We start from the raw sequence: 24,612 nt of genomic DNA, 5'->3' as shown, positions 1-24,612 counted from the left end.
ATATACTATTATGGATTTGCAGATTATCCAAAACAAGATTTTTGAGGTCAGAGGTTGCCGGGTGATGCTCGATTATCATTTGGCAGAACTCTACCAAGTGGAAACACGAGCCTTGAAGCAGGCGGTCAAGCGCAATATCGAGCGTTTTCCAAGTGATTTTATGTTTGTTCTCACCCAAGAGGAAGCTAACTTGCTGTTATCCATAGGGGTATCACAAAATGTGATACCCCCTGCTTACAACTTCGGCGTTGCTATGCCTATGGCTTTCACCGAGCAGGGCGTAGCCATGCTTTCTTCGGTTCTCCGCTCCAAAGTAGCCATAGAAGTAAACATTTCAATCATGCGGGCTTTCGTCCTCATGCGCCAAATGGCAATCGGTTACGAGGAACTGTCAAGACGCATCGAGGAACTGGAGGTAAGCACCGATGCGCAGTTCAACGAACTGTACCAAGCCCTTACCCAGCTTTTGAGCCAGTCGAAACAACAGAAAGAACGCCGTCCGGTAGGTTTCGTTACCTATAACCGTGACAAAAACGAATAGGTAACGATTTCGGTAACGAAATTCCGACTAACAAACTATATCCCAATGAAGTACATTCTTCCACCTTGCGGGCAGTCCACCGACTACCCGCATTTTTTATATCCTTTTCCAACTGGCACATTCCCCGAAACGCCAGCCGTGCGTGGCATGGCTGACTGTATTCCGTGAAAAGAGCCGTTGGAAACCCGCACAAGCGTATTGCAAGCAAGCTCACAACACCCTTGCCTTTCCCGCCCGCATGGAGTGTTCCCTAAAAGATGAAAGAGAACAGGCACTTTTCCCCGGTTTCCCTATCTGTAAATCTTCCTCTTACGCAGTCCCCCAGCCGGGACAGTCGTTTTAATCATTTCAATAGGCAAAGGTAGTTACGTGTTCTTCACGATTTTGCAAGGTCGAGCCGTTCCGGTTTGGCGAAAAAATCTTCCCTGCCTTGCGAGGTATTTTTTGCCCAAAACCTTGCAAACTCTAAACACTACCCTTTTACGCCTATGTGAAACGAAAACGACCGACCCGACCGGAAGACGCATAAAAAAAAAGTCGGATTTACGGGAAACAGGAAAAAAGTTCAGTGAAACTTCAACTCCCTCACCTCTCAAATCCGCATAAAATTAAAAACTTAAAAATTACAGCAATATGGAAGCAAAGGTATTATCGGAAGCAAAAGTTTATGTAGGCACTTATGCCAAGTACAACAACGGTTCATTGTCCGGCGCATGGCTCGACCTTTCGGACTATTCGGACAAGGAAGAATTTTATGAAGCCTGCCGGGAACTTCACAAGGACGAGGAAGATGCGGAATACATGTTTCAGGACTGGGAGAACGTGCCGGAGGGCTTAATCGACGAAAGCTGGATTTCTGAAAACTTCTTCGCCCTGCGTGATGCGGTGGAGGATTTGAGCGACACCGAGCAGGAAGCCTTTTTCGTGTGGTGCAACTATAAAAGCCATGATTTGGGCGAGGAAGATGCGGACGACCTTGTACGGAATTTCCGGGATGAATATCAAGGGGAATATGACGATGAAGAAGATTTCGCCTATGAAATTGTAGAGGAATGTTACGACCTGCCGGAGTTCGCAAAGACCTATTTCGATTACAAACAGTTTGCCCGTGACCTGTTCATGTGCGATTACTGGTTTGATGACGGCTTTGTGTTCCGGGCGGCATAACAACCAATCCGGGCGGGGTGTCAAAGCCCTGCCCGCTTAAAACAACCAAGTTTATAACCATAAAAAAATAAGACATCATGCAGTCACTTAACAAAAACGGGGTAAGCATCACCCAAACACCGGGAGAAGAAAAGTTCGTGAAATGCCGTTTAGGGGCTTTCAGGGGACAGATTTATTATCAATATGACTACCGCCACACGGACGGCGAACTTTTCAGCACGGTAGCCAAAACGCTGGACGAGTGCCGCCGCAGGCGTGACGAATGGGTAGCGAAGAAGAACGGAGTAATAAACAAGTAAATTTCAGGGACATGAAAACGACAGAAGTAAACAAGGAGCTTATCGGCAGGCGTTGCGAGTGCATTTTTACGGGCTTAATGGTAACGGGCGTTATCGAGGACACAGAAGAAAACGAACACACCATAGAGGTAAAAGTCCGTTTCGACCACCCGCACCAGTGGGGCGATGATTTGTATAATGATGTGTGGGCGTGGGGGCGCAAAATAGACGAGTTCGGCACGCTGCACCATTTGCAACTGTTGGAGGACAAACCGGACTTTCAGATAATGACGGTAGTTTTCGGCGAGCCAATCAGCCGGATAGACCGCAGTGTTTTTGAAGATGTGGACACGTGGGGCGTCTGTTCCCTGCAAGGCTGGGTAAACAGCTATGAAAGTGTCCGGTTTGTAGCCATAGACGACCATACGGCAATCATCACGGGCGAATATAACATGGAGCAGGTAAAGGTGTGGTTAGAGAAATACACGTCCATAAAGAGCCTTAAAACCAGTTGATAGAGGACGGCGGCTGCTTGCCGCCGTTACTTTCTTCCGTGAGCCTGCCAGCGGGTGAAGAAAGTAACAAAGAAGCCTTTCGTTTTCCCTATCATGGAAACAGCCCGCCGATGCTTCCCGGCGGGCTGTCTGCCCGATATTTACGCTTTGCGTATCATTCCATACCCGGTTTCCCAAGAGGATGATAAAAACGGATGTCGCAACTATAAATCCTCATAGTGAATAAATTTTACACCAAGTATGCACACGGTTTCTTCTTCCTCGATGTCATATTTCCATGTCCGCTTAGTGACAAGCATTTCCGTTTCGCAATCGAACCATACCATTACGGGCGCATCATCTTCTTCGTCCGCCCATTTGAAAACCTGATTGGACGGCGTTTTCCATAATTCAGCACTGTCACGTTCGGAAATACAGTCCTTGTCCACAATGATGATGTCACCTACTGCCGGAACTGTATCTGTTTCCAACGTGGTTTCTATGTACCACGAGATGCCTTCTATATCCAATTCTATTTTTACCATGTCGTTTTGTTATTAGGGGGTTATTGTTTCCGTTCCTTCTTCGCTGTTGTCATTATTGAATGATAGTGTAAGTTGCTGCATCTGCCCGAAGCTGTCGATGATATAAATGTCAATCGTCTGCTGGTCGGTCGATGCCGAGGTGTAGTAGAGCCTGAACGTTTCTTTCTCCAGCGGGTAAAGGTCGTTGGGCAGGAACACCGTGCCGTTATCCATTTCCAGCTTTCCTTTGCCGTCCGGCTGGAAATACCGTATCTGATAGGTAGTCGGCTGGTAATAGCCGCCACGCACCAGTCGGCAGCGTATTTCGGCGGTTTCCCCGACTTTCAGCCTTTTGGGTACTGGCAGTGTTTCGATGCTGAACGGGTACGCCTGCTGAATATCCAAGTTGTCATTACAGGCGGTGACAAGCACGAGGGCGGCCACGATGTAACAGCCCATGATGATTTTATACATTACATTCTTCATATACATTATTATATAGCGGTCAGTTGATAATGAATTTCAGTCCCAAAGATACCTGCGTGTGGAACTTGCCTATGTCCGAGCCGAACAACGCCCGTTCCCTTGCGTTCAACAGCAGAGCCACCCGGTCGGTCAGGTAGGTTTCCAGTTCCAGCGTCAGCGCACCGCCGTAAATGAAGCAGTCCTTATCCAGCAAGGTAGAGCCGTCCGGCAGCAGCTTTTCGCTTCGGTTGCTTGTTTCGTACCCGGCGAGAGCCGACAAGCCCAATGAAAGGAAAAAGGTCTTTCGTCTGTCCGATAGGAATTTCAGGTAATAGCCGCCCTCTGCGGTGAACTGTTCTACGGGTATCTGCATATCCTTGTAGTCATACTTCTTGTGCAGGTATTCGCCGCCAATCACCCAGCGGTTGGCGTTCTTGGTGTAAACGCTGTACGCCGCCCCGATGTGGTAGGCGAAATCACTGCCAGCGTTCCAATGCACCCCGTCAGTCATGCCCGCCGTGACCTGCAAGCCTTTCATGCCCGGCAGGTATCTTTGTGCGTGTGCCTGAAACGAGGTCAGGCACAGCGCAAAGAGCATCATTATAAAGATGTGTCTTTTCATTCCCTATTTGATTTTGAGTTCGTCAATCACTTCTGCGTTCACGATGTCGGCGTTTTCCACCCGTATGGTCTGATGCCGCCCGCCGTTCTTCTCGTAGAGTTCCACGACCAGCAGCTTGTCGTCAGGAATGGTGAACTTCGGCAGGGCGTACACCGTGCGCACGGTCGATTTCCCGGCAATCTCTATCACCTCGTTGTAGCTGCGTACCGCATCCAGTACCGTTTCCTGAATAGCCGTGCGTTTGGGCACTTTCTTATCGGTTATCTTAAACCTGATGAAGTCCGTGTCGAAAGGCACGTTGGAACTGTTCTTTGTCTGCGTGTGCACGTAGAGCATCCCGTTATAGGTGTAAATCCCCTTGATTAAGAACTGTATGCCGAAACGCTTGCTACCCAAGTGGCGCACTTTCCGGTCATTGTTCTTGTAGATGCTCTGCATTATCAGCTTCACCAGCAGCGGGCTTTCATTCCCCAGTTCCCGGAAATGGATGTTCATCCGGGTATGCGAGAAGTCGGACGTATCTTCATTCTCCAAGAAGTCCTTCATTTCGATGTTGAGCATTTCCGGTTCACGGGCGTACTTGGCGTTGAACGAAAAGAAACTGCCGTCCTCGCAGATAACGGAGAAGTTCGTTTCTCCCGGAAAGCCCTCTGTCGTGGCTTTCACCCTGATTACGTTCTCCGCACCGTCCGCCTTGCCCGCTATGATGTGGTTGCTTCCCAAATCGACATAGCGGACGGCGGCGGGGAAGATGATATGCACCGTCTTGGCAAAGGTCACTTCCACGCCGTAGGGCGTAACCATTTGGCGGTACGGGAGTTTCCGGGTAATCCCCCGGTACAAGTCGTTGCCAGCCGCATACTTCACGGTGTCAGCGGTTTGTGCGTTTGCCGCACACACGCCCAGCAAGAGGGCGAACAATCCAAAAATCTGTTTCATTGCTAATTGAAATTTTAACGGTTGATAAAATGGTTATTGTTGTTTGGCATACAGCATGACTTTATAGCCTGCTTTCAGCTTCACTTTCACGGTTCGGAACTTCTTGGCGAGGTAGCCGGACGTTCCTTGCAGCAATCCCCTTGTCACGTCCATAGCCACCTGCTGCCCGGCACTTTGGGCAAAGGAAATGCTTGTACCCAGCCCGCTTCCGATATTCGCCATAGCTTCGTTGAACGCTTCCTGCTCCATAGAGGACGGGACGGAAAGCCCCTTTTGCCCGTCCGTGTCGAACACGGCGAGTTCCACCGGGATGATGTTGCCAGCGTACTCAATCGAGGACACCAGTATGTCGAGCCGTTCGCCCTGCACCTTTGCCGTCCCCGCCACAAGGGTATTCTTCGGCACAACGATATTTCCCGCCTGCATGGGTTCGAGCAGCCGCAGTTTCACCGCCTGCCCGTCCACCAGCGTTTGGTCTTGGTGTATGCAGGCGGCTACCGTGTTCTTTCCCATAGCGTACCCCGTGCCTACCGCCGTGTTGAAGCCGTAGTTTCGTGGCTGGCTGTAAGCCCGGATGAAGTCGGCATCGCTCATGGGCTGCTGCAATCCCGAAACGGTCGTTTCCCGGATAGCCTGCACCGGAATAGCCGGAGTGCCGATACCGCCGCCGTTCTGCCCGGCTGTCGGTATTTGGGCAATCTGCCCCCTTTGTCCGTCCTGCCCGTTCATGTACTTTGCCGCCAGCTCGTAGGACTTTTCCAAGAGTGCCATTTGGTCGTCAGCCGTAGGCGTGGCGTTCTGCTGCTGTTTCAGTCGGTCGGTCAGTTCCGCCACCTGCCGTTTCAATTCCTCTTTTTCCTCGTCCACAGGGGGCGTTTCGTAGAACGTGCTTAACTGGCGGTTGATGTCCCGGTAAGCCGCCCTTGAAGAAGCACCGCCGCCCCTTTGTGGCTTCGGATCTTCTTCCGGCAGCAGGTTGATTTCCTCTTGTGGTTCTTCCGTATCATCATCCAGCGTGAAACCGAAGTCCTGCAAGGATTGTATCTTGTCCTGCTGTTTGCGGCTTGTCACCGCCTGCTCGTAAGCCTTTTGCTTGTCGGCTATAATCCCGTCCTCTGCGGGCAGGGGTATGTCGGCATTGAAGCCGCCCACGCTTTCCACATTCACGTCCTCTTTGCCGGAGGGTGCGAATATCAGGTACATGCACCCTGCAAAGGCAAGGAACATCAGCGGGAAGACTATCATTTTCCTGCGCTGCTGCACCTGCTGCGGGGTAAGTTCCCGTTTGGGCTTATTTTCCTTTTTCGGCTTCCCGTCCGCCTGCTGTGCGGTCGTGCCGTTCTCATTCTTCTGTACTTCTTCCATATTGCGGTCTGTTTAACGGGTTGATACTTTGGGTTGTGTCATTGCCGTGCAACGGCAGTTGTCTGATGTGTTCTATTTGCAGCCTTTGCCCGTCCCGTTTCCCGATATTGTAGATTGATGAAACGGTGATGTAGATAGACAAGCCGCCGAAAAAGAAGAACATCAGGAGGATAACCGCCAGCCTTTTGCCCGGCGTAATCCGTCCGCACATCCGGCGCAGGCGGTCGTCCGCCCAGTCCCGCACCTTTTCGATGTGGTTTCGTTTTCTCTCCATAAGGCTATCTTTTAATGGTCTGCAAATCCTTGTTCTCGGTAATGGTGAACGCTTCGATGATGAAGCCGTGCGGGTTGTTGTCGCTCCGTGTGGCGTTAAGCAACCGGCACGAGGTGACAAGGCTTCGCACCGTCAGGCTGCTTTCCCGGACAATCAACTGGCGGGCATACGTGTTCACCTTGTAGGGGTACTGGTCGAAGTCGCACTTCACGCTGTCAATCTCCACCGTCTGCGTGACGTTTCCGGAAATCACCCGGTTGTAGTAGCCCTTTTCCGCCAAGTCCTTGTAATAGTTGAAAGCGGTCTTGTCGGCGAGAAACAACGAGCGTTTGATGTTGCTTTCGATAGCCCCCTTTTCGGGTGATAAGGTGAAGAAAAGTTCGTGGAAACGCCGCACATGCGACTTCGCTTCCACGGGTCTGTTCTGTGCCATGTCCTGCGAGAGTGCCAGCATCAGGCTTTTGCCGTTGTCAAGGACGTATATCTTCTGCCGCTGCTTCTCGGCGAAGCTGTACGAGTTCCACACGGCAAAGCCCGTCACCAGTGCGCACAGGCAGATGAATACCAGCGCAAAGAGCCGGATTTGCCGGAAACTCGTTTCGATGTTCGTTAATGACTTAAATTCCATATACTAAATATTGATGTTGGTTATTTGAGTAGTTTCCCGGTTACTTTCCCGCTTGCCGCACCGACCGCAGCCCCGGCGATTGAACCAGCCCGTGCCACGTTGCGGTTATAGGCAGACGTACCGCCAGCCGACACTATCCAGCTTGCCACCGTTGGAATGGTGAAGTAGCCCACGATGCCGATAATCATAAAGATTATATACACGGTGCTGCTCCCGTCCGGGATGAAATCCGGGTCTGAAAGCTGCTCGATGTCTTTTTGGAGCATCAGGGTTTGTATGCGTGCCAGCACGCTGCTGAACAAGTCCGACACGGGCAGCCACAGGTAAATGGAGATATAGCGTGAAATCCACCGGGTCAGTGTGCTTTGGAAACCGTCATAGACGGAAATCGCAAACGCCAGCGGACCCAGTATGCTTAACACGATTAGGAAGAACGTGCGCAGCGTGTCTATAATCAGCCCCGCCGCCTGAAAGAGCATTTCCAATAACTCCCTGAACCAGTCCCGGACGGACTTCTTTATATTATAAGCCGTCCTGTCCATGTACATGCCCGTCATGGTCACCATGTCGGAGGGCGACCAGCCCAGTTCTTCCAGTTGTCGGTCAAATTCCTCGTCCGATGCGAGGTAAGCCGTTTCGGGGCTTCGCATCAGGGCTTCATATTCCAGTCGGTCTTTCTGCGCCCGGTACTCGTTCATGTCGAAAGTCTGCGTTTCCATAAGCTGGTTGCACCCTTTCACCACTGGCGACAGCACCGTGTTGATAGTCCCCAGCACGAACGTGGGAAAGAACATGATGCACAGCCCCAGCGCAAAGGGACGCAGGAGCGGGTACACGTCTATGGGTTCGGCACGTGCGAGCGACTGCCACACTTTGGCGGCTACATAGAACAAAGCTCCCAGCCCGGCTATCCCTTTGGCTACCCCCGTCATGTTGCTGCACAAGGGCATCATTTCATCGTACAGCACCCGCAACACTTGGTGCAGGTTGTCAAAATCCACCGCTGCTAATAACATAGGCATACCGATTTATATGTTACCAGTAGCGTTCATCCGCCGAGCCGTAAAGAGCCAGCACCCGGTCTGTGTCGTTCTTCTTCTTTGCCCGCAGGTAGGACACGGATATGTTCTTTCGGGTGTAGTAGTTCACGAGGTTGCGGTAGTTGAGCAGGCTTTTGTAGGCGTTGTTGATTACCGCCAGCCTTTCGGCATCCGTCAGCGACATACCCGTCACGTTCACTACATTCTTCAAGTCCTGCAACACGTCCGCACTTTCGGAGAGCAGCTTGGCATACCCGGCTGAAATGGCGGTGAGTTCATCCGGCGTGTAGTTCGGGTCAGCCAGCATGTTCTGGTAGTTTCGCACGTAGATTTCGGATATTTCCGCCACCAGTTCAATGGACTTCTTCACCTTGATGCCGCCCTTGACAACATCGTGTACCGCTTTGAGCGCATCGTAATAGACTTTTCCCTGCTGGAAAATCTTCTGCGCTTCCATGAAGCCGTCCAGCGTGTTTTTGGCTGTGGTGGAAGTCTGCACTATCTGCTTGGTGGTGTTGATGATGCCCTGTGCCAAATTGCCGGGGTCTGACACCACCCACTGTGCGGATGCGTTGCCGATGAAGCAAAGGCATACCGCCATAAGGAGAATTGTTCTTTTCATGTTCCTGATTTTTAAGTTGTTGATGATTGGGGATTACGTTTGCTTTCTGCAAGCCTCTTGATAGCCAGTTCAAGGTTGCCGCCCAGCTTGTCGGCAAGTGCGAACAGTTCCATTTTCTCGCTTTCCTCTGTCGTGAAGGTGTAATATTCTTCCAATGAAACTTCTGTGGCGTACACCGCCGACTGCGTGCCGCCCAGCGAGAAGAAAACTTCCTTGTACTTCCGTCCGGGGTGGTTCGCCATGTTGATAGACAATATCTGCGAACGCTCCTTGTCGGTCAGTCCCAAGAGGTTCTGTATGCTGTCAAACTTGTTGAGATATTTTCTTTGGTCTAACAGGATTTTGCAGTCCGAGTTATTGATGATACTCTCTTTCACGATAGGGGAAGAAATAATATCCTCAATCTCTTGCGTGACTACAATCGCTTCCCCGAAATATTTTCGGACGGTTTTGTAGAGGTAGCGGATATAGTCCGCCATGTTCGCCGATGCAATCGCTTTCCACGCTTCCTCGATTAGTATTAACTTCCTTATTCCCTTTAACTTGCGCATCTTGTTTATAAAGGCTTCCATGATGATGATAGTCGTTACCGGGAATAAAATCTTGTGGTCTTTGATGTTGTCCAACTCAAAGACAATGAAGCGTTTGTGCAACAAATCCAGTTCCTTGTCGGAGTTCAGCAGGTAGTCGTACTCACCGCCACGATAGTACGGTTCAAGCACGTTCAGGAAATTGTTTATGTCAAAATCCTTTTCCCTGACGTTCTTCTGTTCAAGCTGTCGGCGGTAATCATCCCGGACAAACTCGTAGAACGTGTTGAAGCAGGGCGTTACCGAACGGTCTTTGCCTGTCAGTTCGATATAGGCACTCACGGCGTTTGACAACGCCACTTCTTCCGACCGCTTCGGGGCTTCATCATCCCGCTTCCACAGGGTGAGTATAAGGGTCTTGATGCTCTCTTTCTTCTCTATGTCGAATACCCCGTCCTCGACATAGAACGGGTTGAACGCTATCGGGTTCTCGTTGGTGTAGGTGAAATAAATCCCGTCCTCGCCGTGCGTGCGGTTGTGGATAAGCTGGGACAGCCCCAAGTAACTGTTACCCGTATCTACCAGCAGCACGTGCGCCCCCTGCTCGTAATACTGACGCACCATGTGGTTGGTAAAGAAAGACTTACCCGACCCGCTCGGCCCAAGTATGAACTTGTTGCGGTTGGTCGTGATGCCTTTCTTCATGGGCAAATCCGATATGTCGATATGCAGCGGGCGACCGCTCACCCTGTCCACCATTTTGATGCCGAACGGCGAAAGCGAACTCTTGTAGTTCGTTTCTTCCACGAACAGGCAGAGAGCCTGCCCCAAGAACGTGTAGAAACTTTCCTCTGCGGGGAAGTCCGCTTCGTTTCCGGGTATGCCCGCCCAAAAGAGCGTGGGCGTATCGACCGTGTTGTGGCGTGGCTTGCACTCCATTAGCGCAAGCTGGCTTCCCACATCGTTGCGTATGCGTTTGAGTTCTTCCCGGTCGTCACTCCATGCCATGACGTTGCAGTGGCAGCGCACCGATACAAGCCCCTTGCTGTGCGCTTCGTTCAGGTACTCGTCTATCCATTCCTTGTTCACTTGGTTGGCACGGGAATAACGGGAGAGCGATTGCATGTTCCGGGCGGTCTGCTCGAAGTTCTTCAGGTTTTCGGCGTGGTCGTCTATGAAGATGAACTGGTTATAGACGTGGTTGCACGACAACAGCACGCCCACCGGGGCGGCGAATGACAGTCGGCAGTCGCTCCGGTCAGTGGACAGCTTCTCAAACCGTGTGTCCGTCCCGACCTTTCCGGGCAAATCTTCCACGTCCGAAAGCGTGTGCAGGCACAGTATGTCGTCCCCGACACGCATTTCTTCCGGGTACAGCCCGATGTCTTTCAGGCAGGTGGTATCTGTCTGCGATAGCGAGAAGTATTTCTCGATGATGCCCGCCTTTCCGTCCTGCCCGGTGATTTCCGATGCCGCCAGCCGGGTAAGGGTGACAAACCCGCTGTCGTTCATAATCCTTTCAAACTGCCCGACCGCTTCGATGAACTTTGCCGCCGCTTCCTTGTCGGCTATCTCCTGCGGTACAATCCTGCCCCGGCATAGGGTGGAGAAGTCGCTCTGTCGGCGGCTTCTCTCCCTTGTCGTCTTTGTCAGGAACAGGTAGCAGTAATGGTTCAGGAACGGGCGTTCATTGAAGTGCCGTTCAAAGGAGCGGCTTAAAAAACTAAGCTCGTCCCTTTCCGTGTCGGGCTGGTAGTTCTCCTTGATGAAGAAGTCCTGCTTGTGTACTATGGAGTAGTCGGGCAGCACCTTGATTGCCTTGTACCATGCCGAATGTATGGCTTCGTACTCGGCACTGGTGACGGTGAACAGTTCGGGCAGTTCCACCCTGAAAGCCACCGTTATGTCCGCATCCTTTGAAATGATGCAGCCGTTCTCCACCGCCAAAAGGGGGAATTTCCTTTCCAGCGTGGTAGCCTTTAACATATTTCTCATGGTCTTTCTTCCTTTCTTTTTTTGTAGGTGAATAATCGGGGTATCGCCTTTCGGCTGATAATGAAGTGTGGATGCCGTTTGCGTGCGGCGGCTTTCATCAGCCCGTGCGTGCCGTACTTGGCGTTGAGCCGGAACGTCTGCCACACGAGCAGCAGCGAAGCCGACACGATGAAACCGATACATAGCCACTGGTTCACGCCCGCCATGAACAGGACGATGAACACCACGAAGACGGCGAGCAAGCCGCCGCAAAAGATAAAGAGGTACTGGCTTTTCAGCCCCTTGAACTCCACGGGCTTCCCGATACCCCTGTTTACCTGATATTTTTCGGGCTTAGCCCTCAACAACTCGTCAGACATAGCCGCAGGTTTAGAGGAAGAACGAGCGCAGGATAGTGGCGGCTACAATCAGGAAGATGCACGCCCCGAACCAACTGGCGGCGGTCTTTGAGGTGTCGGGGTCGCCGCTTGAAAACTTGTTATATACTTTTACCCCGCCAATCAAGCCGCAGACCGCCCCGATTGCGTACACCAGTTTTGTTCCGGGGTCGAAATACCCGGTGATTAGGTTCGTGGCTTCGGTGATGCCCGCCTGCCCGTTTCCTTGTGCGTAGGCACTTACCACGGCGGCAAGTATAGCCGCCGACAAGAAGATTTTCTTTCTCATTGTGATTTGTTTTTAATGCCGGGCGGCGGGTGGATAGTCCGCCTTTCCCGGCTGGTGAATAATTTGAAATTTTAGTGGTCGGGGATAGTCCCGTTTGTCTGTTTGGTTTTCAGGTTGCCAATCAACCGTAATCACGCTGTTTCATGCTGTCAGGCTTATACATTATTATATTATAGGAAATCGTTCATGTCGAACGCTTCGTGTTCCTTGCTTTTATTGCCAGCTTCGGCAGGGACAGCAGCCGCAGCCAGTTCCGCTTCGTTGCGTCCCAGCAGTTCCGCCACCTTTGCCAGCCCGCCGTTGATGTTCTCCACCACCGCATCGTAGAGGTTCGTCCCCTCAATCCTTGCCAGTGTCCCGGCGGCTTGCCGCTGTTCCGTTTCGGTGGGGTTGTCGGCGTTCGCCGTGCGTACCGCTTCGCCCAGTTCGTCAAAGCTCACGCCCGTAGCCCGCCCGGTATCATCGTCACCGTCCATGTACCCGGCTATTTCCTCGTCCTCGTAGTCGGGTTCGTCATTCTCGTAACCGGGCGTTTCTTCCGGCAGTCCGTCAGCCTGCGGCGCAAAAATAGTATCATTTTCAGCCGCTTGCGGGAGGTGTCCCGATTTGTCCTGCGCTGTCTGAAATTGTCCGCTCTTGTATCGGCTTTCACCTATCAGCGTGTAGCCTGAAACCCCGTTTCGTGGAAGCGGCGCATCATCCGTTTTGCCCGGTGATGTCCGGCTGTCCGTGTAGCGATACCACAGCCACAGGGCGATGTAGTACACCAAAAGCCCGGTAAGTATGCAATAGATTACCATAGTCAGACAGGCTTTTGGAAGTGGCTTTCGTACAGGGTGTTTATCTCGTCTTGGTACTGCTCGAAGTGGCGCAGCAGAATGTTTTCCACGTAGCTGCTTACCGTCACCTTTCGCCCGCCTATCACCGTCACGATACGCATCAGCTTCTCATGCGTGGTTCGGCTCACGTACAAGGGCTGTCGGTCTGCCAGTTCCACTTTCTGAAAGTAGGTTTCCCGGTAGTCGCCCGAACCGCCCTTGCGCTTGCGGGGTGTCGGTTTCTCTACTTGCACTGTTTCAGCCTGCCGTCCCTCGTGGGCGGTTTCCGTTTCGCTGCCGGGCTGCGGTTCATCATCCGGCTGGCTCTCCCGCTTGGCGGGTACACCCTGCGAGATAAGTTCCCGCATAAAATCCTCGTCTATCTTCGGCATCCCGCCGCTTTGCTTTGCCATATCATTTTAATTTGATGTAGTACACTATTTCGGTTATCAGTTCTTCCAAGTTGCTTCCCCTTACCAACGGGCGGCTGGCGGGAAAGAGCGTGGAGCGGAACACCGCCTTTTTATCCGCCACCAGTTCCTTTTTGTAGCGTTTGGTATCGGGGATAAAGGTTTTCATCAGCGGCAGTTCCAGTTCCTTAATGGTCTTGTCGTAGGCGGTGTAAAGGTCTGTTTTCTCCCTACCGTCCACCATGTTCCAAAAGAGGTACAGCCCTGCAAGTCGGCAGGCTTCATTCTTCACTAATAGCTTTTGGATAGCCATTGCGAACGACAGGCTGCTTTCCAGCACCACCTTGTCGGCTGAAATGGGGGTGAAAATGTAGTCCATGCCCGCAAGGGAGTTTATCACGCCCTCGCTGTTCACCGTGCCGGGCAGGTCGAAAAACACTATATCCGGCACGTGTCCGGCGGCTATATATCCGTCAGCCGTTGCAATCGCCTTTTCGGGCGAACTGCACAGTACCGGGTAGGCTTTCTTCCCCAGCCGGGTGAACTGTTCATACGCCATGCGCTTGTAATCTTCATCCGCCCCGACCTGCTCGGCATCCCGCTTGCGCATCCCGGCAATGGAGTGCTGGGGGTAGTCGCAATCGACCACCGCCACATTGTAGCCTTTGAGGTAGTATAGGTAACTCGCCGCCAGCACGGTAAAGGTGGTTTTGCCGACCCCGCCCTTTTGTGTGGAAAAGGCGACATAAAGGGGTGTTTTCTCGTTTTCCATATTGCTTCCGTTCATTATTGGTTGATAGATTTGTTTATTGCTTTCAATCATTCTTTCCATATTGCAATCTTGAAATATTGAAAGACTGTTTTATTTCAATCTTGTTTTCCTGCTTTCATTCTTTCTTGAAATATTGAAATCCTGCAATCATGTTTTATTGAAATCCTGCTTTCAATCATTCTTTCCTGATTGGAATATTTCTTTCAATCTTGCTTTCAATATTGAAATCCGATGCAAAAAAAGGGAGAAAAAACGTCCCCTGAAAACCTTGTCCCGATTTGTCCTGCGCTGTCCCGTTTTGTCCACCAACCACCTATTTTACAGCATTATAAATCACCGTTACTTTGCAGCGGAGTAACGAACCGCAGGGGGCGCAGGTGTAAAACAGGGCTGGTGAATGGCTGGGCTTACCGTTCCACGCTAACCCCAATCCGTCCGTGACGGATTTCGATTTTCGTCAGAAAATAGCAAGGTGTGTTCTATGGCACATAGAACCGTTTTCCGTGCCTGAAAACGCCTTGCCCCTGTCGGGGGTAAAAATCACTCCGAAGTCGTAATTTTTTAATCCAAAGAAGCATGGAAACAAGAAGAACCAACAAGGGCGGTCGCCCCGCCCTCGCAGACCCGGCGAAGCATCGCCATGTCCTTTACCTGAACGACCGGGAGAATGCCCGCTTCCTCTCGCAATGGGAGCAGTCGGGCGTCACGAGCAAGTCCCGTTTCATCGCCGCCCGGCTGTTCGGCGAGCCGTTCCGGGTGGTGAAAGTGGACAAATCGGCAGTAGAATATTGCGCCCGGCTGACCGAATTTTATGCCCAGTTCCGGGCGGTTGCGGTCAATTACAACCAAGTGGTAAAGGCTCTGAATAGTAACTTTTCGGAGAAAAAGGCACTGGCTTTTCTCTATAAACTGGAGAAAGCGACCACCGAACTGGCTGTGTTGAACCGTCAGGTTATCGACCTGACAAACGAGTGCAGGGAACTATGGTTGCCAAAATAAGCACGGGCGGCAATATGTTCGGCGCACTGGCATACAACCAAAACAAGGTGGACAGCGGGGAAGCAAAGGTGCTTTTCTCCAACCGGATGCTGTTGGGCGAGGACGGGAATTTCTCTATCGGCGAGTGTATGCGCAGCTTTGAAATGCAGATGCCCGTCCAGCTATCCACCAAGAAGCCGATACTTCATATTTCCATAAACCCGCACCCGGAAGACGTGCTGACCGACCGGCAGCTTTCCGACATCGCCAAAGAGTATATGCGGAAGTTGGGCTATGGCGACCAGCCTTATCTGGTGTACAAGCATACCGACATCGACCGCCACCATATCCACATCGTGGGGTTGCGGGTGGACGAGAACGGCAAGCCGCTGAATGACAAGTTCGAGCATCGGCGCAGCAAGCAAATCACCCGTGAACTGGAGCAGAAATACAACCTGCACCCGGCAGAACGAAAGGAACGTGCCGAACGCCCCGAACTTAAAAAGGTGGACTATGCCGCCGGGGACGTGAAGCACCAAATCGGCAACACCGTGAAAGCGGCTTGCTATGGCTACCGCTTCCAGTCGTTCGGGGAGTACAAGGCTTTGCTTGCCGCTTACAACGTGTGCGCCGAGGAAGTCAAAGGCGAGATAAACGGCAAGCCCTATCAGGGCATTGTCTATTCCGCCATGAACGACAAGGGCGAAAAGGTGGGCAACCCGGTAAAGGCTTCCCGCATCGGCAAGTCGGTAGGTTATGAAGCGGTGCAGCGCAGAATGGAGAAATCGGGCGAAGCAATTAAGAACGGGAAACTGAAAGAGCGCACCCGGAAGATTGTAGCCACTGCCATGCAGACCGCCCGCAGCCGCAAGGAACTGGAACGACAGCTAAAGAAGCAGGGCATTGATGTGGTATTCCGTCAGAACGACAACGGGCGCATCTATGGCGTTACGTTCATCGACCACGACAGCCGGGTGGTGCTGAACGGTTCACGCTTGGGTAAGGAGTATTCGGCGAACGTGTTCAACGAACGTTTTTCGGGCGAAACCGGAAAGATACACCAGTCCGAAGTGGCAGCACCGCAGCAAGACCAGCCCACGCATCAGGAACAGCCGGGCTTCACGCCGAAAGCCGACATCGTTTCGGGCATGGCTTCCGTGCTGGGTGCTTTCGGCGGTTTGCTGGGCGGCGGTGCATCAGGCGGTGACGAGCCGCAGGACACCGACCGCCAAAAGAGAAAGAAGAAAAAGAAGCGCACAAGGCGCATCAACTAACTTAAAAACATTACAATCATGCAACAGGAAGATGATTTGAGAGGGCTTGCAAGGGTCATGGACTTTATGCGGGCTGTCAGTATTCTATTCGTGGGAATAAACGTGTACTGGTTCTGTTACTCCACCCTGAAAGAATGGGGAGTGACGTTTGAGGTGATAGACAAGATACTGTGGAACTTCCAGCGCACCACCGGGCTGTTCTCGTCTATCTTATGGACAAAACTATTTTCGGTGGTGTTCCTCGCCCTGTCGTGTATCGGCACTAAGGGCGTGAAAGAGGAAAAGATAACGTGGGCGAAGATACATTGCAGCCTTGCGGCGGGTGTCGTGTTGTTTTTCCTGAACTGGTGGCTGCTGGAACTTCCGCTGCCACATACGGCGGACACTGTGTTTTATATCGCCACGCTGTCGGCGGGCTATATCTGTATGCTCATGGCGGGTACGTGGATGTCCCGGTTATTGAAAAACAACCTCATGGATGATGTCTTTAATACCGAGAACGAAAGTTTCCAGCAGGAAACAAGGCTTATCGAGAACGAGTATTCTGTAAATCTGCCTACCCGGTTCTACTATAAGAAGAAGTGGAACAATGGCTATATTAACGTTGTAAACGTTTTTCGTGCGAGCATCGTGTTAGGAACGCCGGGCAGCGGGAAGTCATACGCAGTAGTAAATAATTACATAAAACAGCAAATCGAGAAAGGTTTTGCGCTCTACCTGTATGATTATAAGTTTCCTGACCTTTCGGAAATCGCTTACAATCATTTGCTTAACCACTTGGACGGCTACAAGGTCAAGCCGAAATTTTACGTTATCAACTTTGACGACCCACGCAAGAGCCACCGATGTAACCCTATAAACGCCAGCTTCATGTCGGACATTGCGGATGCTTATGAAGCCAGCTACACGATTATGCTTAACCTCAATCGAAGCTGGATAAGCAAGCAGGGCGACTTCTTCGTGGAAAGCCCGATTATCCTGCTTGCAGCCATTATTTGGTATTTGCGCATCTATCAAGGCGGCAGGTATTGCACGTTTCCCCATGCCATAGAACTGTTGAACAAGAAATACGCTGATGTATTCACGATTTTGCGCAGTTATCCCGAACTGGAAAATTACCTTTCCCCGTTCGTGGACGCTTGGGAAAGTTCGGCAGTTGAACAGTTGCAGGGGCAGATTGCCAGTGCAAAAATCCCGCTTTCAAGGATGATTTCACCCGCCCTTTACTGGGTAATGACGGGCGATGATTTTTCACTTGACATCAACAACCCGAAAGAGCCTAAAATACTGGTTGTCGGCAACAATCCTGACCGCCAAAATATCTACTCGGCAGCACTGGGATTATATAATTCCCGTATCGTGAAGCTGATAAACAAGAAAGGTCAGCTTAAAAGTTCGGTGATAATAGATGAATTACCAACTATATATTTTCGGGGGTTGGATAATTTGATTGCCACCGCCCGAAGCAACAAGGTTGCGGTTCTGTTAGGCTTTCAGGATTACAGCCAGCTTACCCGTGATTACGGGGACAAGGAAAGCCGGGTTATCCAAAATACTGTGGGTAACGTGTTCAGCGGTCAAGTAGTCGGTGAAACGGCGAAAATCCTTTCCGAGCGTTTCGGAAAGGTGTTGCAGAAACGGCAGAGCATGACGATAAACCAACGGGAAAAATCCACCTCGATAAGCACCCAAATGGACAGCCTGATACCCGCCAGCAAAATATCCAACCTCACGCAAGGTATGTTCGTGGGTGCTGTGGCGGACAACTTCGATGAACGGATAGAGCAGAAGATTTTCCACTGCGAAATCGTGGTGGACAACGAAAAGGTGAAGCGGGAAACCGCCCATTACGTGAAGTTGCCGCAGATTATCGACTTCACCGACAAGGACGGCAACGACCGGATGCAGGAGGAGATACAAGCCAACTATGACCGCATCCGTCAGGAAGTCAGGCAGATAGTCGAGGACGAGATAACCCGGATTAAGAACGACCCGGAGTTATGCCACTTGATTAAGGAGGAAGAATAGCTATATATAATAATGTATGGAGTGAAGAACAGCCGATGTAGCTTTACGGTTGTTCTTCATTTTGCTTTTTGGTGCGGTAGGCTTCAAAACGCACTAATATTTCGTGCAGGTTCTTCAATGCTTCCACAGCCTTGCCTATCGGCGGCATCTTGCTTTTGTCGAAAGTCAGTTTCTTCAAATCGGTAGTGTACGCCGTAGCCACTTCGGGTAACGCCATGACCGCTTCGGCATCCTTGAATATCGGTGCATCAGCCAGCGACAAGTGCGAACGGGAGTTTTTATTTAGTCCGTCCTCTATCGTCACCCGGTACATGGCATCCAAGAAATCTTCCGAATGTAGGTAATCGTTATATTCCTGATTGTGGTAGAGTGCCGACAAGTCGTAAACGTCACGGATATGCTTTGCCAACAGTGCGGCTGCATCCTCATTGTAAGACAGCTTTACCAGCCTTGAAACCTTGTCGCAGATAGTCTTTCGGGGGTTGATACACTGCGTTTCAAAACTTTCCAGCCCGTAGGTGCTTATCAGTTCCTCTTGCCCGATGCTTTCAAGAAAGGCGGTCACAATCGGTTTGATAACCCGCTTGTCCGCCGGGTAGAACATCAGTTTTTTGTCCGGCAGGTCACAGGATTTTATCTCTACTTCCAAATGTTCTTTCAGTCCCACGCCTTGAAATACATTGTCATACGAGAAATACAGTTTACGGTAATTACCGCCCGTTTCCGACAAATCTTCCTTGTATATGTCACTATTGAGTTCGGCTATGTATTTGGAAAGTTTCTTGTTCAATGTCTTTTCTGCCTGCTTGGACGCACCTTTATCACCCGTGAACACGAACAAGTCCAAATCTTCCGAGAAACGTTCTATCAGCCCGTAGGCTTTGGAAAGTGAAGTTCCGCCTTTGAAGTAGGTCTTATCCGCATATTCGGACATGGAAATATCCCGCAGTATCTTCGATACCCAGTAATCCTTTTCCACGTGCGACTGCTCGTAGCCGAAATGGTCAGCCGCCAGTGCGATGATTTCCTTGAACGCTTCCTTGTCCGAATGTAAATTCATATTTCTGTCCTATGCTGTTTTATAATCCAAGTTGAACCGTGTCGTGGGAAGAATGGTCTTTGCCATTTCCGTTTGCAATACGGTTTGTCTGATGTCGCCCAGTATATCCGCCACCACCTTTCTGACACGTGGCGGGTAACTTTTCGCCAAAGATACGATTTTTTCCAGTTCCGGCAGGCTGTACCCGTTGAAATATTGGCTTTTGACCCGGTTGTAGATGTCCTGCCCGGTTGTTCCGGGTATGCGCTTCATATCCTTTATCGCATCGAGCAGCCGCAAGTACGGGACAAGGCTTTCATCCGGATAGACCATGCAGTAGGCTTTCACGCACTCTATATCCAAGTTCTTGAAACGGAAACGGCGAACCGGGTTAGGAGTGGCTATCGTTATGGTTGTGGCTACCTGTTCGGTCAGCCCCATTTTGTTATAGATGTAAGCCCCCGTGATATAGCCGTTCAGTTTTTCAGTCAGGTAGCGGAACTGTTCATCCTGATAGACAGGCAGCTTTCCCAGCCCCAGCACTGATTTCTTGGGACGGTAGTACGCCCCCTTTTCAACCCGTACCAGTACCCCTTTGCGGCTCTGTTCGGAAAGTAGCACCGCAACATTGGCGGTCTTTTCCGTTTCAAACGATAAATCCCGGAACGTGAATATACGCCCGGTATCTATCCGTTCAATCTGCCCAAGTATCTCTTTTCTGAATGAAGCCATATTTATGTCCTTTGTTTCTATATGCAAAGATAGTATATTATGTAATCACCTGCAAAAACATAACAAAGATTTTGCCGAAGATGTTTTCTTTTTGTCGTGTCACCTGATAATAGGAGAATAACGGAAACTCAATCAAAGGCTTGCCATACGCTTCATAAACGCTTCACAAATGGCTCACAAGTATAATGCGATTTTTGTAAAACTGTTGATTATAAGCCGAAAACAATATATACAAATGGCTCACAAATGGCTCGTTTAAAGCAAGCGATTAACTTCGGTCTGTACCCGTTTTAAATCTCCAACCAACAGTTGGAGATTTACCGCACCCGGATAATTTCAAGCTCCGCAGGACAAATTCGGGCATCCCTTGCCCCCGTTTTTAGTCGCTATCTGTAGACTGGACTATTATTATACCATTCAATAATCAAATCATTATCGTTATTATGGACATTTAAAGTGAAAAAGATATTCCTATAATGATTAAAGCAATAGATGCAAATATGTATCTATATCTTTTTGTAGAAAACATTGCTCCTATACAAGAGATAGATACAGCAAATTGCATACATTTTAAACTTAACTCTGTAGTCTTAAATATACACATAGACAAAAAAGATAATGCCAAAACAAATAGTATAGCATTCAATATATATTTCAGTTTCATATTCCTTTGATTTACATTGACCTTATTAGCAGTAGCATATAAATTGCTCATCCTAACCCAATAACCAATCCTATACAAAAGAACAAGGTGAATCTCTTTTCCTTGTGTTTCAGCCCATAGACCAGCCCGATAATAGCACATAAAGGAATATTAGATGAATCTGCATTTTTTCCTTTATTTACAAGGTATTTATGACTTTCTTTGCTCAATTTGCAAATCTCACGGTTCTCATTGTTCTGTTGTAGCATACATTTATGCAACTTAATGTTCCCATGATTCAGTTTAATCTATTTTCTCTAATTCAATTGTAGCTACTTTCTCTTTATCTGGACTAATTTCATTCTGTATAATGGTTATATGTTTTTGGGTATAGCTTTTGATAATCCAAGGGGCTCCACCCAAATATAAAGCATTGCTATTAAATGTGATATATTTCCCTTCTATTGTATAAGTAATATCAATTTCATCGTAACCTTCCCAATTTACTTTCCCTTTCCGAGTATCTACAAATTGCATACCGACCCCCATATTTTGTACTGTCCAAGCCTCACAATGCCCTGTTCCACGCCATGAAGTCTGATAAAGTGCTTCGGGGGTTAATTCATTTGTCTGTTCATTATCATCGTCGCAGCTTATAAAGCTGAATGTACAGAGGAATAGCATAAGTATTCCAAGAATTTCTTTTGTTTTCATATTCTTTTTTTAATCTCTTGTTTAACTCATTCAATCTTTATTTTGTCTCTTCGTTGAACCAACCAAAGATAAGACAAAGATAAAAAGAAGAATTCTTTGGCAGATTAAGATACTCTTGGAATATTGTTATGAATGTAAATTTCTAAACCTATGTTTATTTTTTGTTGTCAAAACTTTGCTTGCGTCTGATTCGGCTCATGTGTATGGGTGTAATTTTAAGGTAGGATGCTATTTCTTTTAGTGATACCATTTGAAGGATTGCAGGGCATTTTTTTAAAAGTTGGAGGTAACGCTCTTCCGGTGTGAATCTGAATAAATCCAAATAACGTGAATATGATTGGAAAAACATCTGTTCGGCTGCGATACGGGCTATCCGTTGGTTTTCATTATTTTCCTTGAATTTTTGCTGTAAGAATGTAGAAGAACAGATGTAAATCTCGCACGGGATTATCGCCTGTATATTCAATTCTGATTTCATGCCATATAAGCAAGTGGGATAATCGGCTATAAATTCATTTGGAAAGGAAAAACCGACATTATACGGCTTGTTTTCTGTCCGGTTGGTGCAACTGTATTTGACTACGCCTGATAAGATAAACCCGAAGAAAGAACAGGCATCACCTTCATGGAGAATAAACTCATTCTTTTTATAATGTCGTAACTCTCCATGTTTCAGACACAACTCCTTGAAGAAGTCTATGTCTATGTTACTCATATATGAATTGAATTCGGCTATCATTTGTATATAAGAGAAATGTATAAAAAATATCTGAATTTCCATGTTTGGAGTTTAGTCTGTTTTTTGTCTATATATCCAAACCGTACTAAACTTTTTTCTGTTGACTGCAAGATATAAGTACTGGCGAAAAGAGTAAGAATAAAAGGTATTTCTTTTTGACAGTATTACTTTTAATAATTTGAGGAGGAAATAATACTCTAAGTAAAGGCTTATTCTACCGTCCGAGAGCTTATTTTGCTCCAGCTTGGGGTTTTCTTTCGTTTTATTTTCTAACATTGCCATTGTTTAGAGGTTTTATCTCGATTTAGGTGCCGTAACCGGGTAATTACACTAAATAGTTGATTTTCTTTTGTTTTCTGCGGATGCAAAGGTACAAAAGAAAATGATATTTCAAAGTGTACTGAATAACAGAAAATGGCAAAAATAGAGAAAAACAGAAAATATTCAAATGACTGATAATAAGAAAGATGAATTATTTTTATTCTATAATCTCCATGTCTTGTATCGGCATTGGCATTGGGTGGTAAAGAAGCAATAGATAACATCCATATTCTAAAAACTATTCCCTACATAGAAATGTCACTCCAATCTATCGGGGATTTGAAACGAGTGCAATAACAGATTACTAACGAAGCGCGATGACGCTTAAACAGTGTTCCCCGCTAATCCATTAAAGGGTTCACATATGGTTCATACTCGAATGATTTTCTTTTGCAAAATATGCAAATTACTTGAGTTTTAGCTATTTCAAAAAACGACCAAAGGGTTCACAAAGGGTTCATCGAAAGAGAGTGAAATCATTCACTCTCTTTTTTTATGCCCTTTTCAATTCTGCAACCAATGGTTGCGGAATTTCATCCCACCCGGACAAATCGGGACACCGCAGGACAAATTCGGACAGCCCTTGCCGCCCGTCCAAATATAGCATATTTAGTCGCTACCTTTGGGCGGGACTATTCCCGTAACCACTAAAATTCCAATTATTTATGGCAAACAGAATGACCCCGCCCGCAGAGGGGCAGGAAAAAGACGTGCTGCTGGTCTTGGATAAACAGCAGGGCAAGGTGAGTGCCGTTAAGGGTATCGACAAGGAGGGCAATTTGCAGACCGTGCCGCCGACACACGGCGGCGAGTTCATGCAGGTGGACAAGAACAGCGATGTGTTCAGCAACTTCATTTCCAACTTCTACCGCAAGTATCAGGACACTTCCGGGCTGGAACTGTTCAGCGTCAAGGCTTCCGAAGCGGAGCGGGACGCAAAGGCAATCGAGGACAACCACCGCAACCCTACACCGGAGGGCAACAAGCGGGCTGAAATGCTTCGAGTTCCGAAGCCCGACTTCCACGAGTTCAAGCAGGGCTACCGCTTCGACCCGTCAAAAATCGACTGGGAGAACCTGAAAAAAGTCGGCATCACCGCCGACACCCTGAAAAACACGAAGGACTTCGACCGGGTGATGCGTGGCTACAAGTCCCGCAACACCTACACCGTTTCGGGGACGGTGGGCGGCTTCTACCTCAAACCTACCGATGTCAAGCTCTCTTTCTATCAGGCTAAGGACGGCACGGTAGTCCCCAAGCTGCACGGCGTGCAGCAGGACGAGAAACTGTTGCAACGCCCGTTCCATGAACACGGGTTCACCAAGCAGGAACAGGGCAACTTGCAAGGCACTGGCAACTTGGGCGGCATCGCTGAAATCAAAGACCCGAAAAGCGGCGAGCAAATCCCCGTGTTCGTCAGCCGGGACAGGTACACGCACGAACTGGAGTATATGCGGGCTGACAAGTGGAAATGCCCCGATACAATCTGTAACGTGCAAGTCAGCCCGGAGCAGAAAGCCGCCTTTGAAGCCGGGCAAGCGGTGAAAATGGAAAACCTGCAATTCAGGGACGGCACGAAGCGCAGTGCCTATTTGCAGGTCAGTGCGGTGGAGCGTGGCTTGGAGTTCCTGCCCCGTGCCGCCGTCCAGTTCTTGCAGCAGGGACAGCAGCCCGCAGAGCAGCAGGTAGCCGGGCTAAAGGACGGCAAGGGCGTTGAGTTCAACGGTCATGTACAGCCCGGCGCACAGGGCAAATCCCCCGACAAGGTGCAGCCGAAAGACGTTACCCCCGCCGCCGAGAGCCGGACGCAGGTAGCGGTCAATTCGGGGGGCAAGACCAACGAAGCCACCAAGCAGGGCAAAGAGCCGCTGAAACAGGGTCAGGACAAGCCCACCGCCAAGCAGAAAGAGAAGCAGGAGAAAGCGCAGGACAAGAGCCTGAAAGCGGACAAGCCCAAGAAGTCCAGAGGAATGAAAATGTAGTACCCACCTTAA

At 49.4% G+C, this 24,612-nt stretch carries 27 protein-coding genes; 8 read left to right on the top strand and 19 right to left on the bottom strand.

Translation table 11 applies throughout. From position 1 onward, the window contains the following. Positions 1-10 precede the first annotated feature (10 nt). The 4 genes from ACU52_RS09840 to ACU52_RS09825 all read left to right on the top strand — a co-directional run bounded on the left by ACU52_RS09840 (position 11) and on the right by ACU52_RS09825 (position 2,501). Positions 11-541 (top strand): ORF6N domain-containing protein, encoded by a 531-nt coding sequence (locus ACU52_RS09840; protein ID WP_053398663.1) that lies wholly within the window; start codon positions 11-13, stop codon positions 539-541. Positions 542-1,174: 633 nt separating this feature from the next. Continuing rightward, a complete protein-coding gene (locus ACU52_RS09835; RefSeq protein WP_053398662.1) occupies positions 1,175-1,708 on the top strand; it encodes an antirestriction protein ArdA in 534 nt (177 codons plus the stop codon). A gap of 77 nt (positions 1,709-1,785) precedes the next feature. Further along, entirely contained in the window at positions 1,786-2,007 is a 222-nt protein-coding gene (locus tag ACU52_RS09830; RefSeq protein WP_005924228.1) for a DUF3873 domain-containing protein, read from the top strand. An 11-nt stretch (positions 2,008-2,018) separates the two neighbouring features. After that, complete coding sequence (locus ACU52_RS09825; RefSeq protein WP_053398661.1) at positions 2,019-2,501, top strand: DUF7258 domain-containing protein; 483 nt, start codon at positions 2,019-2,021, stop codon at positions 2,499-2,501. A gap of 203 nt (positions 2,502-2,704) precedes the next feature. Here ACU52_RS09825 and ACU52_RS09820 read toward each other — a convergent pair whose 3' ends face one another. The 15 genes from ACU52_RS09820 to ACU52_RS09750 form a co-directional block, all read right to left on the bottom strand. Beyond that, positions 2,705-3,025 carry a hypothetical protein gene (locus tag ACU52_RS09820; RefSeq protein WP_004327301.1) on the bottom strand — a complete coding sequence of 107 codons (321 nt, stop codon included), beginning with the start codon at positions 3,023-3,025 and terminating at the stop codon, positions 2,705-2,707. A gap of 12 nt (positions 3,026-3,037) precedes the next feature. Beyond that, positions 3,038-3,496 (bottom strand): DUF3872 domain-containing protein, encoded by a 459-nt coding sequence (locus ACU52_RS09815; RefSeq protein ID WP_004329653.1) that lies wholly within the window; start codon positions 3,494-3,496, stop codon positions 3,038-3,040. Positions 3,497-3,509: 13 nt separating this feature from the next. Then, entirely contained in the window at positions 3,510-4,091 is a 582-nt protein-coding gene (locus tag ACU52_RS09810) for a conjugal transfer protein TraO (RefSeq protein ID WP_007845747.1), read from the bottom strand. A 3-nt stretch (positions 4,092-4,094) separates the two neighbouring features. Next, positions 4,095-5,030, bottom strand: a complete 936-nt coding sequence (gene traN, locus ACU52_RS09805) for a conjugative transposon protein TraN (protein WP_053398660.1) — start codon at positions 5,028-5,030, stop codon at positions 4,095-4,097. Positions 5,031-5,063: 33 nt separating this feature from the next. After that, positions 5,064-6,395 (bottom strand): conjugative transposon protein TraM, encoded by a 1,332-nt coding sequence (gene traM, locus ACU52_RS09800; RefSeq protein ID WP_016662216.1) that lies wholly within the window; start codon positions 6,393-6,395, stop codon positions 5,064-5,066. Continuing rightward, positions 6,373-6,669: a TraL conjugative transposon family protein gene (locus ACU52_RS09795; RefSeq protein WP_007845742.1), complete on the bottom strand. Its 297-nt coding sequence runs from the start codon at positions 6,667-6,669 to the stop codon at positions 6,373-6,375. Before ACU52_RS09795 ends, traM begins: the two co-directional genes overlap by 23 nt. A gap of 4 nt (positions 6,670-6,673) precedes the next feature. Beyond that, positions 6,674-7,297 (bottom strand): conjugative transposon protein TraK, encoded by a 624-nt coding sequence (gene traK / locus ACU52_RS09790; RefSeq protein WP_004308760.1) that lies wholly within the window; start codon positions 7,295-7,297, stop codon positions 6,674-6,676. A 20-nt stretch (positions 7,298-7,317) separates the two neighbouring features. Then, positions 7,318-8,313: a conjugative transposon protein TraJ gene (traJ, locus tag ACU52_RS09785; protein WP_007845741.1), complete on the bottom strand. Its 996-nt coding sequence runs from the start codon at positions 8,311-8,313 to the stop codon at positions 7,318-7,320. 19 nt (positions 8,314-8,332) lie between these two features. Then, positions 8,333-8,959 (bottom strand): DUF4141 domain-containing protein, encoded by a 627-nt coding sequence (locus ACU52_RS09780; RefSeq protein ID WP_007566703.1) that lies wholly within the window; start codon positions 8,957-8,959, stop codon positions 8,333-8,335. 11 nt (positions 8,960-8,970) lie between these two features. Then, positions 8,971-11,484 carry a TraG family conjugative transposon ATPase gene (locus tag ACU52_RS09775; protein WP_007566701.1) on the bottom strand — a complete coding sequence of 838 codons (2,514 nt, stop codon included), beginning with the start codon at positions 11,482-11,484 and terminating at the stop codon, positions 8,971-8,973. Further along, complete coding sequence (locus tag ACU52_RS09770) at positions 11,481-11,843, bottom strand: DUF4133 domain-containing protein (protein WP_053398659.1); 363 nt, start codon at positions 11,841-11,843, stop codon at positions 11,481-11,483. Before ACU52_RS09770 ends, ACU52_RS09775 begins: the two co-directional genes overlap by 4 nt. Before the next feature lie 10 nt (positions 11,844-11,853). Further along, on the bottom strand, positions 11,854-12,150 hold the full coding sequence (locus tag ACU52_RS09765; RefSeq protein ID WP_004308755.1) for a DUF4134 domain-containing protein: 297 nt from the start codon (positions 12,148-12,150) through the stop codon (positions 11,854-11,856). Positions 12,151-12,320: 170 nt separating this feature from the next. Then, a complete protein-coding gene (locus ACU52_RS09760; protein WP_007478186.1) occupies positions 12,321-12,950 on the bottom strand; it encodes a hypothetical protein in 630 nt (209 codons plus the stop codon). Between the two features lie 2 nt (positions 12,951-12,952). Beyond that, a complete protein-coding gene (locus tag ACU52_RS09755) occupies positions 12,953-13,381 on the bottom strand; it encodes a DUF3408 domain-containing protein (protein ID WP_007478184.1) in 429 nt (142 codons plus the stop codon). Between the two features lies 1 nt (position 13,382). Beyond that, complete coding sequence (locus ACU52_RS09750) at positions 13,383-14,165, bottom strand: ParA family protein (protein WP_028728951.1); 783 nt, start codon at positions 14,163-14,165, stop codon at positions 13,383-13,385. 561 nt (positions 14,166-14,726) lie between these two features. Between ACU52_RS09750 and mobA the strand changes: the two genes are divergently transcribed. From mobA to mobC, 3 genes are read left to right on the top strand one after another with little or no spacing between them, the layout of a single operon-like run. Next, complete coding sequence (gene mobA, locus ACU52_RS09745) at positions 14,727-15,149, top strand: conjugal transfer protein MobA (protein WP_004309974.1); 423 nt, start codon at positions 14,727-14,729, stop codon at positions 15,147-15,149. Next, positions 15,134-16,402, top strand: a complete 1,269-nt coding sequence (mobB, locus tag ACU52_RS09740; RefSeq protein ID WP_007566686.1) for a conjugal transfer protein MobB — start codon at positions 15,134-15,136, stop codon at positions 16,400-16,402. Before mobA ends, mobB begins: the two co-directional genes overlap by 16 nt. Before the next feature lie 18 nt (positions 16,403-16,420). Continuing rightward, positions 16,421-18,430, top strand: coding sequence for a conjugal transfer protein MobC (gene mobC, locus ACU52_RS09735; RefSeq protein WP_007478174.1), 2,010 nt, complete (start codon positions 16,421-16,423; stop codon positions 18,428-18,430). A 43-nt stretch (positions 18,431-18,473) separates the two neighbouring features. Here the strand turns inward: mobC and ACU52_RS09730 are convergent, their stop codons facing one another. From ACU52_RS09730 to ACU52_RS09705, 4 genes are all read right to left on the bottom strand, one after another. After that, entirely contained in the window at positions 18,474-19,490 is a 1,017-nt protein-coding gene (locus tag ACU52_RS09730; RefSeq protein WP_004309977.1) for a nucleotidyl transferase AbiEii/AbiGii toxin family protein, read from the bottom strand. A gap of 9 nt (positions 19,491-19,499) precedes the next feature. Continuing rightward, positions 19,500-20,201: a DUF6088 family protein gene (locus tag ACU52_RS09725; protein ID WP_004309978.1), complete on the bottom strand. Its 702-nt coding sequence runs from the start codon at positions 20,199-20,201 to the stop codon at positions 19,500-19,502. Between the two features lie 946 nt (positions 20,202-21,147). Next, on the bottom strand, positions 21,148-21,558 hold the full coding sequence (locus tag ACU52_RS09710; RefSeq protein ID WP_004309979.1) for a hypothetical protein: 411 nt from the start codon (positions 21,556-21,558) through the stop codon (positions 21,148-21,150). Between the two features lie 154 nt (positions 21,559-21,712). After that, complete coding sequence (locus tag ACU52_RS09705; protein WP_004309980.1) at positions 21,713-22,339, bottom strand: Crp/Fnr family transcriptional regulator; 627 nt, start codon at positions 22,337-22,339, stop codon at positions 21,713-21,715. Positions 22,340-23,283: 944 nt separating this feature from the next. Here ACU52_RS09705 and ACU52_RS09695 point away from each other — a divergent pair. Further along, complete coding sequence (locus tag ACU52_RS09695) at positions 23,284-24,600, top strand: DUF3945 domain-containing protein (RefSeq protein WP_004309982.1); 1,317 nt, start codon at positions 23,284-23,286, stop codon at positions 24,598-24,600. Positions 24,601-24,612: the final 12 nt, after the last annotated feature.

It is taken from the genome of Xylanibacter rarus (genome assembly GCF_001275135.1).
Classification (GTDB): domain Bacteria; phylum Bacteroidota; class Bacteroidia; order Bacteroidales; family Bacteroidaceae; genus Prevotella; species Prevotella rara.
The sequence above is the reverse complement of the archived record's forward strand: the minus strand, read 5'-3'. Positions and strand labels throughout refer to the sequence as shown.